This is a genomic window from Mesorhizobium robiniae (assembly GCF_040545535.1).
Classification (GTDB): domain Bacteria; phylum Pseudomonadota; class Alphaproteobacteria; order Rhizobiales; family Rhizobiaceae; genus Mesorhizobium; species Mesorhizobium robiniae.
The window spans coordinates 58,382-72,841 of record NZ_JBEPMC010000005.1 but is presented as its reverse complement, the minus strand read 5'-3'; the positions used below and the strand labels follow the sequence as shown (position 1 = coordinate 72,841).

Sequence of the window (14,460 nt, the reverse complement as noted above, 5' to 3'; positions counted from 1 at the left end):
CGAGATGACGCTCTGGCGGGGCACTTCGGACGCGACGCAGGGCGCCCCTGCCGAAGACGCGCACCGCTGGAGCGTGCTTGCCCTGCTCTGCGTCGCTGTCGTTCTGTCGCTGACGACCTGGTTTTCGGCGACCGCGATCACGCCCGAGCTGAAGGCGGCGTGGCACCTGTCTGGCGCCACCGAGGCTTGGCTGACCAATGGCGTGCAGATCGGCTTCGTCGCCGGTGCGCTCACCTCCAGCCTTGTCAACCTGCCCGATATCGTCAGGCTGAACCGGCTGATGGCTGTATCCGCTTTGCTTGCCGCTGCCGCCAATGCCTTCCTGCTGACGCAGCCCGAACCGGCCGGCCTCGTCGCAGCGCGCATCCTGACGGGGGTGGCGCTGGCCGGCGTCTATCCGCCGGCGCTGAAGCTTGTCTCGACATGGTTCGTGCGGGGCAGGGGCCTGGCGCTCGGCGCCGTCATCGGCGCGCTGACATTGGGTTCGTCGCTGCCGCATCTGTTCAGGGCGCTGAGCGGCGCGCTCGACTGGCAATTGGTGGTCGTCGCCGCGACCATCGCGACTCTCCTCGGCGCCGCGATCTTCTGGTTCTTCGCCAGCGAAGGGCCGTATCCGTTTGGCAAGGCGGTTTTCGACCCGCGCCAGATCGGTGCGGTGTTCCGCGACAGGCCGTTGGTCCTCGTCAACATCGGCTATCTCGGCCACATGTGGGAACTCTATGCGATGTGGGCATGGCTGCTCGCCTATGCGCGCGCCGCGCTTGAGGTGCAGCAGCACGCCTCGCCGGCTTTGGCATCGCTTCTGACCTTCTTGTCGATTGCCGCCGGTGTCGGCGGCTGCCTGATCGGCGGCGTGCTTTCCGATCGCTTCGGCCGCAGCCTGACCACTGCCGGGCTGATGATCGTCTCTGGGATGTGCGCGCTGGCCATCGGCTTCGTCTTCGACGGACCGCTTTGGCTGTTCGCTCTGGTCGCTGTTGTCTGGGGCGTTTCGATCATCGGCGATTCGGCACAGTTTTCTGCGGCGGTGACCGAACTTGGCGATCGGCGCTTTGTCGGCACGGCGCTGTCGATCCAGCTTGGCCTCGGCTTTGCGCTGACCGTGCTGGTGATCTGGCTGGTCCCGCAAGTCGCAGCCTGGCTTGGCGGCTGGCGCTGGGCGTTCCTGCTGCTGGTGCCCGGACCCTTCATCGGTGCTGCGGCGATGCTCGCCTTACGGCGTCTGCCCGCCGCCGCAAAAATGGCCGGGGGCAGACGCTAGGTTAAATCGGCCCTACAGCGAGAGGATGACGGTCGGACTTGATTTCCCGCACAAAGATGGAGTGTATCAGCCGCAGCGATCATGCTGGTGCCCGGTTTGACAACCGAGCCGAGAATTCAGGATGGGTGAATGCTGAAGACCCGGGGAAGACCGCGCTACGACCAGGAAGACGCCGAGGCCGCGGAAACATTTCGCGGCATTGGCGAGAAGATCCAGCTGAACCGCGACAACGCTGCCCCGCTCTGGGTGCAATTGCGCAACCAGATCGAGGAAGCGATCAATACCGGCGTGCTGGCCGCCAACTCCCGCATTCCGTCCGAACAGGCACTGTGCGACTTCTTCGGCGTGTCCCGTCCGGTGGTGAGGGCCGCGATCGGCTCGCTCTCCAATGGCGGCCGCGTCATCAAGATGCCGCGCAAGGGCATGTTCGTCGCAGCACCGCGCGAGCATGTCGACTTCATGACTTCGAACCTCTCCGTGTTCGGGGATTTGACCGCCAAGGGTCATGTCGTTTCGACCCGTACTTTCGAATTCTACCGCTGCCCGCCCAGCGAAAAGGAAAGCAGCGTCTTCGGCATACCGGAAACCGGCAGTGTCGTGCGCATCGGCCGCGTCTACATGACCGATGGCGCGCCGATCACGCTGACCCATATCAGCCTGCCGGGACACAAAGTGCCGGGGCTGGAGACCGTCAATATCGAGAACCAGTCGGTCTTCCAGACGATCAGGGAGCGCTACGGCCTGACCGTGCTGCGTGCGGAGCGCTGGTTTACGGCCGCAATGCCGACCCTGGAGGAGGCGGAGCGGATGGGCGTGGCGCCGACCACGCCGCTGATCTCGATCGAATCGATCGCCTACGATGCCGATGGCGCTGCCCTCGAATACTACCAGGCGCTCTACAATTCGTCGGTGGCGCGCATCCACATGTCGATCGAGCAGAGCAGCGGCACGAACGGGTGAGGGATCCGGCGCGCAAGGCAAGATATTGCCGGCCGGGAATCTAGGCAGAAAAATTATTTCTGGTAATAACCAGATTGACACGAGCGGGGAAGGACCTTAGGGTTCTGCTCATGCCGCCATCCCCAGGGTGACGAACTCGTCATCCCAGGCTGACGGAGCGCGTCATCCCCAGGGGTGACGGAGACCGCCATCCCAAGAGGGTGGCGGGAGGAGATTTCGGAATATCGGACCTGAGGGCGTCACCACGACGGTTGGCGACGAGCGGAAAGCGTTGCTTTGCGCCAAGCGGATCCTTGTTCCAGTGTGGAGGAAGTGCATGGATTACAGGCGTCAACTGGATTTCGATGGCGAGGTTGCTGTGGTCACCGGGGGCGCCCGTGGCATCGGCTTCGAGGCGGCCAAGGCGCTTGGTTCCTGCGGCGCACATCTCGTGCTGATCGATCTCGACCAAAGCGCGCTCGACGCTGCGGTTGCCGCACTCGCGGATGCCGGCATCACCAGCGTCTCGACGAGGCAGCTCGACGTGACCGACCCGACTGCCATGGAAGCCGCCGCCACCGATCTGGCGGCCTCGCTCGGCAGGATCGACATTCTCGTCAACAGCGCCGGCATCGCTCGCCTCAACTCGGCGCTCGACACGCCGGACGAGGAATGGCGGCTGGTCATGGATGTCAACGTCAACGGCGTCTACTGGGCATCGCGCGCCTTCGGTCGCCACATGGTGGCGAAGGGAAAGGGCAGCATCGTCAATCTTGGTTCGATGTCGGGCCTGATCGTCAACCGTCCGCAAAGCGCTGCGTCCTACATGGTCAGCAAGGGTGCGGTCCACATGCTGACCAAGGCGCTCGCCGTCGAATGGGCGCCGATGGGGGTGCGCGTCAATGCGCTGGCGCCGGGCTATGTCGCGACCGACATGACGCTGAAAATGCGCGACCGCCCCGAACTGTTCAAGGTGTGGATGGACATGACGCCGATGGCACGCTGCGGCGAGCCGCAGGAGATCGCTTCGGCAATCCTGTTCCTGGCTTCGCCCGCTTCGAGCTACGTCACCGGCGCGATCCTGTCGATCGACGGCGGCTACACCGCCTGGTGAGATCAAGGACCAAGGAAATAGCATGCCAATGACAGACACCGCCAAGCGCCAATCCATCATCGATGCCTGCATCCGGATGAACGCGATGGGCATCAACCAGGGAACGTCGGGCAATATCAGCATGCGCCACGGCGACGGCATGCTGATCACGCCGACAAGCGTTGCCTATGATCGGATGCGGCCTGAGGACATAGTGTTCATGCGCGCCGACGGTTCGGTCGATGGCGCGCTGACGCCGTCCAGCGAATGGCGTTTCCATCTCGACATCTTGCGGGCGCGGCCGGAAGTGCAGGCAATCGTCCATGCTCACCCGCCGTATTGCACGACGATCGCCATCATGGGCCGCGACATTCCGCCGATCCACTACATGGTCGCCGTCGCCGGCGGCAGCAGCATCCGCTGCGCGCCCTATGCGACCTTCGGCACCGCGGAACTGTCGGCCTGCGCGGTCAAGGCGCTGGAAGGCCGCAAGGCCTGCCTTCTCGCGCATCACGGCATGATTGCGGTCGGCACCTCGCTCGACAAGGCGATGTGGCTGGCGGTGGAGGTCGAGACGCTGGCCCGCCAATATCATGGCTGCCTGCAGATCGGCACGCCGCCGCTTCTGTCGGAGGTGGAAATCCAGAATGTTCTCGGCAGGATGGCAAGCTATGGCCATCGCGACGATGTCGACGCGGCCTAGGCCATTATCGCGAAAAGTGGAAACCGGTTTTCGGAAAAGATCATGGTCAACAAAGCTGTATCGAACGAATTGCCGGATCGAACCGGTGAGGTCCTTCAGAGCGGGTTCTGAGGGTTATTGAAGGCAAAGTGGAGGAAATCAATGTCCAAAAAACAGAGTAGATCACACAGCATTCTCAAGGCGGCGGCCATCGCGCTGACGGCTGCCTGCAGTTTCCAGTTCGCCATCTCGGCCGCACAAGCCGAAGAGCTTTCCCTCAAGGGCAAGCGCATTGGCGTTTCCATCGTCGGCACCGACCACTACTGGGACCTGATGGCTTTCCGCGGCATCCAGGACGAGATCAAGGCGCTTGGCGGCGAGGCGATCGCGCTCGACGCCGGCCGCAAGGACCAGCAGCAGATCGCGCAATTGCAGACGCTGATTGCCCAGAAACCCGACGCCATCGTCGAGGTGCTTGGCAATCTCGAAGTCCTGAACCCCTGGCTGGCCAAGATCCGCCAAGCTGACATTCCGCTGTTCACCGTCGATACGGCAACGCCCCATGCGATCAACAACACCACCTCGAACAACTACAATATCGGCGCCGAGATCGCGCTGCAGATGGTCGCCGACATGGGCGGCAAGGGCAACGTACTGGTCTTCAACGGCTTCTACAGCGTGCCGGTCTGCAAGGTCCGCTACGATCAGATGAAATATGTGCTGTCCTCGTTCCCTGATGTGAAGATCGTTGAGCCGGAGCTGCGCGACGTCATCCCCAACACCGTTCAGGCCGCCTACTCCAATATCACCGACATGCTGACCAAGTCGCCGGAAAAGGGCTCGCTCAACGCGGTCTGGGCGTGCTGGGACGTGCCGCAGATCGGCGCCACCCAAGCTGCAGAAGCCGCCGGCCGGCCGGAGCTGAAGACCTATGGCATCGACGGCAGCCCGGAAGTCATCAAGATGGTGATGGACGAGAAGTCGCCGGCCGCCGCCGTCGCCGCCCAGCAGCCATATGAGATCGGCAAGACCTCGGTGCAGAACGTCGCCAAGTTCCTGGCCGGCCAGAAGGTGCCGCCGTTCACCTTCGTGCCTGCCGTGCTGATCAACAAGGAGAACGCCGCCGTCACCGGCAAGCCGTTCCTCGAGGCGGCCGAGAAGGCCGGCGTGAAATAAGGCCTCCCAAGCCTCATACCCCAGGGCCGCGCCGCTTCGGCGGCGCGGCCTCCAGAGAGCGCCGCGCCGGATTCGACGCGCACGACGCGCTCCCTTAATTTCAAACCTGCGCATGCAACCGATCCCGGTTTCAGGCGTCATGCGCAAGAATACCGCGCAAGGAGCAGGGCATGACCGTGCAACCCTCAGCAGACCAAATAGCCATCTCGATGACCGGCATCTCCAAGCGGTTTGGCCCGGTCCAGGCGCTTCACGATGCCGATCTCGAAGTGGCACGCGGCACGATCCATGGCCTCGTCGGCCAGAATGGCGCCGGCAAGTCGACGATCATCAAGGTGTTGGCCGGCATCCTGAAACCGGACAGCGGCACGATATCAGTCAATGGCGAGGCCGTTGGCAATCTGACCCCATCATCAGTCGAACGGCTCGGCGTTCACTTCATCCATCAGGACCGCCTGCTGGTGCCGACCGCCACGGTCGGCGAGGCGGTGTTCCTGCGTCACGAACTCGGTTTCGGGCCCTTCGTCAGCCGCCGCTCGATGAGCCGGCGCGCCGCCGAACTCTTGAAACGCTATTTCGACCTCGAACTCCCGGCCGGCATCCTGGTGCAGGATCTGACCACGGCGCAGCAGAAGATCGTCCAGATCACCCGTGCGCTGGCGCAGAAGGCCTCGGTTCTGGTGCTCGACGAACCGACGGCCGCCCTTGTCAAACGCGAGGTCGACAGCCTGTTTGCCGTGCTGCGTCGGCTGCGCGATGACGGCATCGCCGTGATCTTCATTTCGCACTACATGCAGGAGATCGAACAGCTCTGCGACCGCGTCACCGTGATGCGCAATGGCACCGACGTCGGCACCGTCGATCCGGCTCAGACGCCGATCGACGAGATCATCGCCATGATGATCGCGCGCGATGTCGGCGAGATGTTTCCGAAGCGCTCGGTCGAGATCGGCGCGCCGATGCTCGAAGTCTCGCATCTCGGCATGGCCGGCAGTTTCGAGGACATCTCGTTCTCGGTGCGCCGCGGCGAGATCGTCGGGCTGACCGGCCTGCTGGGCTCCGGCGCCAAGGAGATCGTGCAGTGCCTGTTCGGGCTGGACCGCGCCGAGCGCGGCTCGGTCAAGGTCGAGGGCAGGAAACTGTCGCTGTCCACCCCCGTGCACGCCGTCCAGGGCGGTATCGCCATGCTGCCGGAGGATCGCCGCGCTCACGGCGTGGCCATTGATCTCTCGGTGCGCGAGAACATCAGCCTCGCCAGTCTCGGCCGCTACAGCGGCAGCGGCTTCGTCAAACGAAGGCAGGAGAATCAGGCGATCGACGGGCTGATTCGCGAATTGTCGATCAAGACGCCCGGCCGCGACACGCTGGTGCGCCAGCTCTCCGGCGGCAACCAGCAGAAGGTGGCGATCGCCAAATGGCTGAGCTGCCAGTCGCGCGTCTACATCCTCGACGAGCCGACCGTCGCCGTCGATGTCGGCGCCAAGGTCGAGATCTACAATCTGCTGAACCGGCTGGCCGGCGAGGGCGCCGCCATCCTGATGCTGTCGTCCGACCTGCTCGAACTGGTCGGCGTCTGCGACCGCGTGCTCGTCGTCTATCGCGGCAGGCTCGCCGGCGAATTCTCCGGTGCCGAGCTCGACGGCGACAGGCTGCTTGCCGCCTCTTCCGGTGCCCGCGGGCCGAAAGCGGAGGTTTCCTCATGACCGCAACCACGATGAACACCACAGGCAATGCCGCCGGGCAGTCCGTCGCCGCGCAGAGCGACGCGCGGCGTGTGCAAAACACCGGCAAGCGCATCGGCGCGGTCGCCGTGCGGCTCGGCGCCATCGCTACCTTTGCCTTGATCCTGCTCTATTTCGCGCTTTTTGCGCCGGGCTTCCTCTCCAGCTTCAACTTCATCAACGTCGTCGAGCAGTCGGCGATCCTCGGCGTGTTGGCCTTCGGCATGGCGGCCGTCATCATCGGCGGCGGCTCGAACGTCACCGAAGGCGGCATCGATCTGTCGATCGCCGCCAATATGGGCCTGTGCGCCGCGGTCTTCGCGACGATGCTGCAGGCCGGTTATCCCGATGCCGTCGCCATCCTCGCGGCGATCGGCTGCGGCGTTGCGATCGGAGTTTTGAATGCCGTCGCCGTCGTCGGCCTCGGCATCCTGCCGCTGTTGGCGACGCTGGCCGTGATGAACATCGCCGCCGGCGCCGAGCTGACGCTGACGCAGAACACCGTGGTCGGCGCCACGTCACCCCTACTGGGCTTCCTGGTGTCGGGCAGTTTCCTCGGCATCTCGACGCTTGCCTGGTGTCTGATTCTGTTTTCCGCCATCATGCTCGTCTTCATCCACAAGACGGCCTTCGGCCTAAGGCTCTACGCCGTCGGCGGCCACCCGGAAGCGGCACGCGCCGCCGGCATCAGCGTGCCGCTGCACGTCTCCTTCACTTACCTGTTCTCAGGCTTTTGCGCGGCCATCGCCAGTGTGCTGGCGGTGTCGCGGCTCAGCGCCAGCACCCCCGGCTCGGGCGAGATGCTCTTGTCGGTGCTGGCCGCCGCTCTGCTCGGCACGGTTTTTTCCCGGCGCCTGGTTCCGACCATCGGCGGCACGCTGCTCAGCGTATTGTTCATCGGCTTCCTCGCCAACGGCTTTCAGCTCCTCAACGTGTCGAGCTACTGGGTCAACGGCGTGCAGGGCGCGCTGATCCTGCTGGTCGTCGCCGTCACCTCATTCGCCCGCGGACCGGAGGCATCTCGATGAGCGTCTCGCAAGACACGAGCGCCTCTGGCGCACAACGGCTCGGCAGCTTCATCGCCAGCTACAGCGTGGTCATCACCTTCCTGGCGATCTGCCTGTTCTTCGCTGTCGCCAGCCCGACCTTCCTGACCGGCGCCAACCTCTACAACGTGCTGGTCAACAATGTGGTGATGCTGGCCATCGTCGCGCTCGGGCTCACCATCGTCATCTCGTCGGGCGGCATCGACCTGTCGGTGGGCGTCTCGGTCGACATGGCGAGCATGGTGTTCGTCATGCTGCTCGCTGCCGGCTATGGCGGCGTGTTCGGCGTCACCGTAGGGCTGCTGGCGGCGGTCGCCGTCGGCGTGCTCAACGCCGTCCTGATCACCCGACTGAAGATCAGTCCGTTCCTGGCGACGCTCGGCGTGCTGTTCATCGGCCAGAGCACGCAGCAACTGGCGACCAGCGGCGGCCAGCCGATCTACCTGATCACGGGCTACGCCGGCGACCAGTTCAACGCCATCGCCAGGACCTCGGCTCTGGGCGTGCCGGCGCCGGTGCTGGTGCTGATCGCCTGCATCGTCGTCGTCTATCTCCTGCTGCATCGCTCGGTCTTCGGCCGCGCCGTCCAGGCCATGGGCGCGCAGCCTGGTGTCGCCTGGTATTCGGGCCTGCGTGTGCCGCGCCAGCAGTCGCTGGTCTATATCGGCTGCGCGCTGCTCTGCGGCATCACCGGCATCCTGTTGTCGGCGACGGTGAAGTCCTACGTGCCGCTTTCGGGCAACGCCTTCCTGCTCGATGCCATCGGCGCCACCTTTATCGGCACCACGCTCAGCGCCGAACGCCGGCCGACGGTCATCGGCACGCTGCTTGGCGTGTTGCTGCTTGCGGTGGTCAAGAACGGGCTGCTGCTCATCGGCTGGAATTTTTACTGGCAGCAGGTCGGCATCGGCGTTCTCGTCTTTCTCGTGCTCGCGGTGAGCTTCGGCTTGCGCCGCGCCCGCCAGTAATTTTTCGCCTCTTCGTCAAAGGATTTCTCTCCATGCCCAAATTCGATGTCAGTTCGATCGGCTTCTACGTGCTCGACATTCTCGGCCGCCCGGTCTCGCGCATCCCGGAAGGCGGCAGGGCCGACTATATCGAGGAGATCCGCATGACCGTCGCCGGCACCGCCGGCGCAACGGGAATGGACTGCGCCATCCTCGGCCTGAAGACGCAGGCCGTGACCACGCTCGGCACCGACGACATGGGCGACTGGTTCGTCGCCAAATTGCAGAAATACGGTCTCGACTGCGGTCTGGTCCACCGCGACGGCAGCGTGCAGACCTCGTCCACCATCCTGCCGGTTCGACCCAATGGCGAGCGGCCGGCGCTGCATGTGCCGGGCACCGCAACCGTCTTCCGTGTTGCCGACGAGGATCTCGACGCCGCGCTCGATGCGAGCGTCGTCCATGTCGGCGGCACCGGCTTGCTCAAAAGCTTCGACGGCGAGCCGACTGTGCAACTGCTGAAGCGCGCCAAGGAACTCGGCCGCACTACAACCTTCGATCTCATCCAGGCGACGCCGGAAACGATCGCCTTCGTCGAGCCGTGCCTGCCCTATATCGACTATTTCGTGCCGAGCATCGATGAAGCCAGCGAGATGGCGCATGAGCGCGATCCCGCAAAGGTTGCCGCCTACTTCAAGTCGAAGGGCGTCAAGAACTGTCTGCTCACGCTTGGCGGCGAAGGCGTCTATGTCGCGCCGGAGAGCGGCAAGCCGTTCCACCTGCCGGCCTTCGACATCGAGGTCGTCGACACCACCGGCTGTGGCGACAGTTTCACCGCCGGCATCATCGTCGGCATTGTCAGAGGTTGGGATCTAGAACGCTCGGCGCGCTTTGCCTCGGCGGTTGCCGCCAAGGTGGCAATGGGCCTCGGCTCGGACGGCAAGCTGGTCTCCTTCGACGACACTATCGCCGCGATGAATTCCCTTCCGGTCAAGGCGCCTGCGCGCTCCTACGCCCACGCCTGAAGCCAGCAATCCTAAAGGAACATTCCCATGAGCAATTCAAGAATCGGCACGGTCGCGCTGGTCACCGGCGCCAGCCGCGGCATCGGCCGGGCGCTTGCCGTCGGGCTGGCGAAGTTCGGCTACGACGTCGCCGTCACCGACCTGCCTGGGCAGGCCAAGGAACTCGAGATAACGCGCGCCGAGATCGAGGCTACCGGCCGCAAAGCCTATATCTACACGATGGATGTCAGCAGCAAGCATGAGGTCGAGGCGACCACTGCGGCGCTGCTCAGGGATGCCGGCCGCATCGACGTGCTGGTCAACAATGCCGGCATCCTCAAGCCGAGCCTGCTGCAGGATCTCGATGAAGGCTCGTGGGACGCGCATTTCGACGTCAACGCCAAAGGCGTTCTGTTGATGTGCCAGGCGGTGCTGCCGCATATGCGGGCGCGCAAATCCGGCCGTGTCGTCAACATCGCCTCGATCGCCGGGCGTCAGGGCGTGCCGACGCAGGGCCATTATGCCGCGACCAAGGCGACCGTCATCACGCTGACCCGCGTGCTGGCGCAGGAAGTCGGCATGGACGGCGTCACCGTCAACGCAATCTGCCCCGGCATCATCCTGACCGAGATGGGCAAGAACAATCTCGGCAGCGATGAGGCCATCCGGCACTGGGAAGAGGTCGCAGCGCTGAAGCGCCTCGGCTATCCCGAGGACATCATCGGGCCGGTGTGCTTCTTCGCTTCGGAGCAGTCAGCCTTCGTTACCGGCCAGGCGCTCAACGTCTGCGGCGGTATTTATTTCCACTAAGGCGCACTCCGAGCATCGGATCCAAGGGGTTCAGTCGAGCAGGCCTGGCACCCGCCGCCGCGCAAGCTCAGGGCGTGGGGTGAGCAAGGCTTACGATGTCTTCAACGTCGATGCGGGTGCGCGCGAAGCGCTTGAGCACCAGCGGGTCATGCCCTGGGACGATGTGAGCTGGGGAACTGGCAAGTTGTTTCATACGCTCGACCCCAAAGATCACGTCGCTCAGTCGATCAAAGACCGGGAAAGGCTTTTCGCGCTCCATATTGGCGTAGAAATGGGCGGCATCGGAAGCGACCACCACGGCGCCATTGTCGGTCTCCACGCGCACCACTTGAAGCCCGCGTGAGTGGCCTCCGATCTTGTGAAGCGTGATGCCAGGTGCGATCCGCGACTCCGGATCGTGAAAGCAGACCTTGCCGTTGTAGACGCGCCGCACCATGACGGTGACATCTTCAGCCTCGAATGGATGGCGCATCGCATGGTGGCACATGCAGCGGCCGGTCGCGAATTCCATTTCGGCATCCTGCAAGTGGAACGTCGCGTTGGGGAACAGATGATGGTTCCCGCAATGATCATAATGCATGTGTGAGATGATGACGTCGGTCACATCCGCATGGTTGATACCGATGACCGCCAGGCCCTCCCCGACAGGCCTGACGATACTGCGGCCGCGTCTGTCGCCAGTCGGCTTGTCGAAGCCTGTGTCGACGATGAAGGTGCGCTCTTCGCCGACGATCGCCCAGACGAAATAATCGAGCGGCATGGGAACGTCATGCGTGTCGCCGCCAAGGAAATTCTCGCCTGAGCGGCGCTCGAAATGGCCATAGCGCACGGCATGGATTTCATAACGTCCGGCACTCATCGTTCAGCTCGCTTCGGCAATATTCGGCTTCTCGGCCGAGCCAACCTCCACATGGGCCCATGTTTCGACGGTCTTCACCATGCAGGTGAAATCCGAGTCGGGTCCGTAGAGCTGGTTCGTTACGCTCAGCAACTGACGAACGGCACTGCCCACCACCATCGGCACGCCGATCGCCTCGGCCTCATCGACGCAAAGCCGCACGTCCTTGAAGGACAGGCCGGTCGCGAAGCCGAAATCGAAGGTGCGAGGCAGCACCGATTTCGGGAACTTGTCTTCGGTCGCGCTGTTACGGCCGCTGGAGGCGTTGATAACGTCGATCATGATTTTGGGATCGAGGCCTGCCTTGACACCCATGACGATCGCTTCGGAAGAGACGGCGAGCGCTGCCGCCGCAAGCAGGTTGTTGGCAAGTTTCATGGTCTGGGCGGCACCTTGAACCTCACCCATGTAAAAGATCTTTCCGAAATTCTCGATCACGGGCTTTGCGATTTCAAAAGCCGGCTTCGGTCCTGATACCATCACGGCAAGCGTGCCGTTGCGGGCACCCTTCAAACCACCGCTGACCGGCGCATCGATCATGGCTATCTTCTTCTCGGCAAGGCTCGTGGCAACTCTAGCTGCCGTGCGCGGGCCGGTCGTTGATATGTCGATGAAAATCCGAACCGACTTACCCTCGGCGATGCCAGCCTCGCCGAGTGCGACCTTTTCAAGAATCTGCGGGCTCGGCAGGCTGGCAAAGACTATCTCGGCAATATCGGCGACCCCGCTGGCGCTGGTGGCGACCTTCGCCCCCGCGGCTGCAAGGTCCTGCACCGCCTTGCGGTCGACGTCATAGACCGTCACATCACAGCCGGCATTGATGAGGCGAGTCGCCATCGGCGTGCCCATTTTTCCGACGCCAACAAAGCCGATTTTCATCGTCGACATGATCGCTCACTCCTCGTTCGGGGCATATTGCCCATGATACTTGCCTCGATCTCCAGGGATCGCATTTGGTCAGGTCGTTTCCACCGCTGACTCTTCGAGCGCCGCGCCTGTGCGCAGCACTAGAAGTTCCGCTATGTCCACGACCTTCAATTTGTCGGCCACGCCGAGGGCATCGACCGCCGCGGTGTACATCACCTTGTCCTTCGGGCAGGCGACGGCGAAATATGCGACGTCACCCAGGCTCAGCGCTTCGCGTATTCGGTTCTCGCTTGGCCGCTCGGTCACCCCGTCGTCGTTCTGCCAGATGCGGCCGCCGCCGGCGCCGCAGCAAAAGGAATTCTCGCGGCAGCGCGGCATGTCGTGAAGCTGATAACCGGCGGCGCGGATCAGTTCGCGTGGTGCGTCGAAACCGCCATTGTAGCGCCCGAGATAACAGGGATCGTGATAGGTAACTCTGGCGCCGTCGGCCACGACAAGGTCGAGCTTTCCTGCCGCGATCAGTTCCGCGAGTAGCGCCGTATAATGCAGAACCTCGAAGGCCGCGCCGAAGTGCCGGTAGTCGTTCTTCAGCGCGTTCAAACTGTGCGGATCCGTAGTCATGATCCTGTTGAAGCTGCACGCTTTGATCTCATCGATATTGGACTGAGCCAGCGTCTCGAACAGGCCTTCTTCTCCGGCGCGCCGCACATCGTTGCCGCTGTTGCGCTCGGCGTCGAAGAGAATGCCGAAATCAACATTGGCGGCAGTCAGCAGCTCGGCAACCTTGCGGGTGATCTCCTGAACGCGCGGATCGTAGGACGCGTAATCGCCGACGAACCACAAGACGTCGACAGGTTCGCTGCGCGCGTCCTTGACCGGAAAGCCGAGCTCCCTGGTCCAGCGCGCCCGCATCTTCGACGGTTTGCCCATAGAGTTGCCGAGACGGGTCAGGTTCGACAACGCGTCCTGAAGCCCAGGGCTGACATGGCCCTCGTCAATCAGATGGCGGCGCATGTCGATGATCTTCGGCAGGTGCTCGATCTCTACCGGGCACGCCTCCATGCAAGCGCGACAGGTGGTGCACGCCCACAGCGTGGCCTCTGAAATCACGCCGCCGACCAGCGGGGCCGCCGCCGGCCCGCCGCCAAGGGCGTCGCGCATGTCGGTGATCAGCATCTTGGGACTGAGCGGCAGGCCCGCCGAATAGGCGGGACAGACTGCCTGGCAGCGTCCGCATTCGGTGCAGGACAGAAGGTCGAGCTGCTGTTTCCAGTCGAACTGGGAGAGCTTGTCGACGCCGGGGCTTTCACGCTCGCGCGGCACGGCCGGCGCGGTGCCGCGCGGTTCAAGATTGCGGAAATAGATGTTCGGCGCGGCCAGGAACATATGCCGATGCTTGGAGCCGGGAATATAGACGAGAAAGGCGAGGATGGCGCCGACATGCAGCCAGTAGCATATCTCCTCCATCACATGTGCCGGCACACCGGCGCGGCCGAGCAGGCTGGCAAGCCAGGAGGCGACCGGCCGCCACGACCCGTCCGCGCCGCCCAGAATGCGCGCCGCCGCTTCAAACAGCAGCGAGCCCACGATCAGCACGATCAGCACGTAGATGACCGCAGCGTCGCTGCCGCTCGATCCCTTGAACCGTGCTGGTCTCAGGACATAACGCTGGTAGAGCGCAAGCCCGACGCCGATCAGCATCAGTATTGCAAACAAGTCCTGCAGGGTGGCGATCCAGGTTTCACCACCGATGGGCGCCAGCGAAAACCCTGGAAACAGACGCGAGCCGAAGGCCTCGATCGTCGCGGTGAACAGAACGAAGAAGGAAATGAAGATGATCGCGTGCAGCACGCCGGCGAGCGGCTTGCGCAACATCTTCCGGTGCAGGCCGATGGCGGTTGCCACGCCCTCCAGGCGTCGCATCGGCTGGTCGAAACGTGCGGCCTTCGGCGCGTTGGCAAGCGCGAACACGTAGCGGCGTGCGCGCCAGCCTGTCATTGCGATTGCCGAAGCCAG

General features: G+C 63.6%; 13 protein-coding genes. 10 read left to right on the top strand and 3 right to left on the bottom strand.

Going from position 1 to position 14,460, the window contains the following annotated elements; all coding sequences use genetic code 11:
• Positions 1-4 precede the first annotated feature (4 nt).
• From ABID19_RS15315 to ABID19_RS15270, 10 genes are all read left to right on the top strand, one after another.
• Positions 5-1,261 (top strand): MFS transporter, encoded by a 1,257-nt coding sequence (locus tag ABID19_RS15315; RefSeq protein ID WP_354491763.1) that lies wholly within the window; start codon positions 5-7, stop codon positions 1,259-1,261.
• A 129-nt stretch (positions 1,262-1,390) separates the two neighbouring features.
• Positions 1,391-2,221 (top strand): GntR family transcriptional regulator, encoded by an 831-nt coding sequence (locus ABID19_RS15310; protein ID WP_352936428.1) that lies wholly within the window; start codon positions 1,391-1,393, stop codon positions 2,219-2,221.
• Positions 2,222-2,537: 316 nt separating this feature from the next.
• Positions 2,538-3,314 carry an SDR family NAD(P)-dependent oxidoreductase gene (locus ABID19_RS15305; protein WP_354491761.1) on the top strand — a complete coding sequence of 259 codons (777 nt, stop codon included), beginning with the start codon at positions 2,538-2,540 and terminating at the stop codon, positions 3,312-3,314.
• Positions 3,315-3,336: 22 nt separating this feature from the next.
• Positions 3,337-3,996: an L-fuculose-phosphate aldolase gene (locus ABID19_RS15300; RefSeq protein ID WP_352936432.1), complete on the top strand. Its 660-nt coding sequence runs from the start codon at positions 3,337-3,339 to the stop codon at positions 3,994-3,996.
• Between the two features lie 141 nt (positions 3,997-4,137).
• Complete coding sequence (locus ABID19_RS15295) at positions 4,138-5,151, top strand: sugar ABC transporter substrate-binding protein (RefSeq protein WP_354491759.1); 1,014 nt, start codon at positions 4,138-4,140, stop codon at positions 5,149-5,151.
• A gap of 170 nt (positions 5,152-5,321) precedes the next feature.
• Entirely contained in the window at positions 5,322-6,854 is a 1,533-nt protein-coding gene (locus ABID19_RS15290; protein ID WP_354491757.1) for a sugar ABC transporter ATP-binding protein, read from the top strand.
• A complete protein-coding gene (locus tag ABID19_RS15285; protein ID WP_354491755.1) occupies positions 6,851-7,900 on the top strand; it encodes an ABC transporter permease in 1,050 nt (349 codons plus the stop codon). The genes ABID19_RS15290 and ABID19_RS15285 overlap by 4 nt, the downstream gene beginning before the upstream one ends.
• Positions 7,897-8,886 carry an ABC transporter permease gene (locus ABID19_RS15280; RefSeq protein WP_354491753.1) on the top strand — a complete coding sequence of 330 codons (990 nt, stop codon included), beginning with the start codon at positions 7,897-7,899 and terminating at the stop codon, positions 8,884-8,886. Before ABID19_RS15285 ends, ABID19_RS15280 begins: the two co-directional genes overlap by 4 nt.
• Positions 8,887-8,918: 32 nt before the next feature.
• A complete protein-coding gene (locus ABID19_RS15275; RefSeq protein ID WP_354491751.1) occupies positions 8,919-9,890 on the top strand; it encodes a carbohydrate kinase family protein in 972 nt (323 codons plus the stop codon).
• 27 nt (positions 9,891-9,917) lie between these two features.
• On the top strand, positions 9,918-10,679 hold the full coding sequence (locus tag ABID19_RS15270; protein WP_354491749.1) for an SDR family NAD(P)-dependent oxidoreductase: 762 nt from the start codon (positions 9,918-9,920) through the stop codon (positions 10,677-10,679).
• A gap of 67 nt (positions 10,680-10,746) precedes the next feature.
• On the opposite strand, the gene ABID19_RS15265 is transcribed toward ABID19_RS15270, so the two are convergent.
• From ABID19_RS15265 to ABID19_RS15255, 3 genes are all read right to left on the bottom strand, one after another.
• Entirely contained in the window at positions 10,747-11,538 is a 792-nt protein-coding gene (locus ABID19_RS15265; protein ID WP_354491748.1) for an N-acyl homoserine lactonase family protein, read from the bottom strand.
• 3 nt (positions 11,539-11,541) lie between these two features.
• Positions 11,542-12,465 carry an NAD(P)-dependent oxidoreductase gene (locus tag ABID19_RS15260; RefSeq protein ID WP_354491746.1) on the bottom strand — a complete coding sequence of 308 codons (924 nt, stop codon included), beginning with the start codon at positions 12,463-12,465 and terminating at the stop codon, positions 11,542-11,544.
• Between the two features lie 69 nt (positions 12,466-12,534).
• Positions 12,535-14,442 (bottom strand): (Fe-S)-binding protein, encoded by a 1,908-nt coding sequence (locus tag ABID19_RS15255; RefSeq protein WP_354491744.1) that lies wholly within the window; start codon positions 14,440-14,442, stop codon positions 12,535-12,537.
• Positions 14,443-14,460: the final 18 nt, after the last annotated feature.

Coding starts and splice junctions, on each gene's coding strand:
- ABID19_RS15270 (WP_354491749.1), top strand. CDS start 9,918: ATGAGCAATTCAAGAATCGGCACGGTCGCGCTGGTCACCGGCGCCAGC.
- ABID19_RS15260 (WP_354491746.1), bottom strand. CDS start 12,465: ATGTCGACGATGAAAATCGGCTTTGTTGGCGTCGGAAAAATGGGCACG.
- ABID19_RS15275 (WP_354491751.1), top strand. CDS start 8,919: ATGCCCAAATTCGATGTCAGTTCGATCGGCTTCTACGTGCTCGACATT.
- ABID19_RS15255 (WP_354491744.1), bottom strand. CDS start 14,442: ATGACAGGCTGGCGCGCACGCCGCTACGTGTTCGCGCTTGCCAACGCG.
- ABID19_RS15285 (WP_354491755.1), top strand. CDS start 6,851: ATGACCGCAACCACGATGAACACCACAGGCAATGCCGCCGGGCAGTCC.
- ABID19_RS15305 (WP_354491761.1), top strand. CDS start 2,538: ATGGATTACAGGCGTCAACTGGATTTCGATGGCGAGGTTGCTGTGGTC.
- ABID19_RS15295 (WP_354491759.1), top strand. CDS start 4,138: ATGTCCAAAAAACAGAGTAGATCACACAGCATTCTCAAGGCGGCGGCC.
- ABID19_RS15315 (WP_354491763.1), top strand. CDS start 5: ATGACGCTCTGGCGGGGCACTTCGGACGCGACGCAGGGCGCCCCTGCC.
- ABID19_RS15310 (WP_352936428.1), top strand. CDS start 1,391: ATGCTGAAGACCCGGGGAAGACCGCGCTACGACCAGGAAGACGCCGAG.
- ABID19_RS15280 (WP_354491753.1), top strand. CDS start 7,897: ATGAGCGTCTCGCAAGACACGAGCGCCTCTGGCGCACAACGGCTCGGC.
- ABID19_RS15300 (WP_352936432.1), top strand. CDS start 3,337: ATGCCAATGACAGACACCGCCAAGCGCCAATCCATCATCGATGCCTGC.
- ABID19_RS15290 (WP_354491757.1), top strand. CDS start 5,322: ATGACCGTGCAACCCTCAGCAGACCAAATAGCCATCTCGATGACCGGC.
- ABID19_RS15265 (WP_354491748.1), bottom strand. CDS start 11,538: ATGAGTGCCGGACGTTATGAAATCCATGCCGTGCGCTATGGCCATTTC.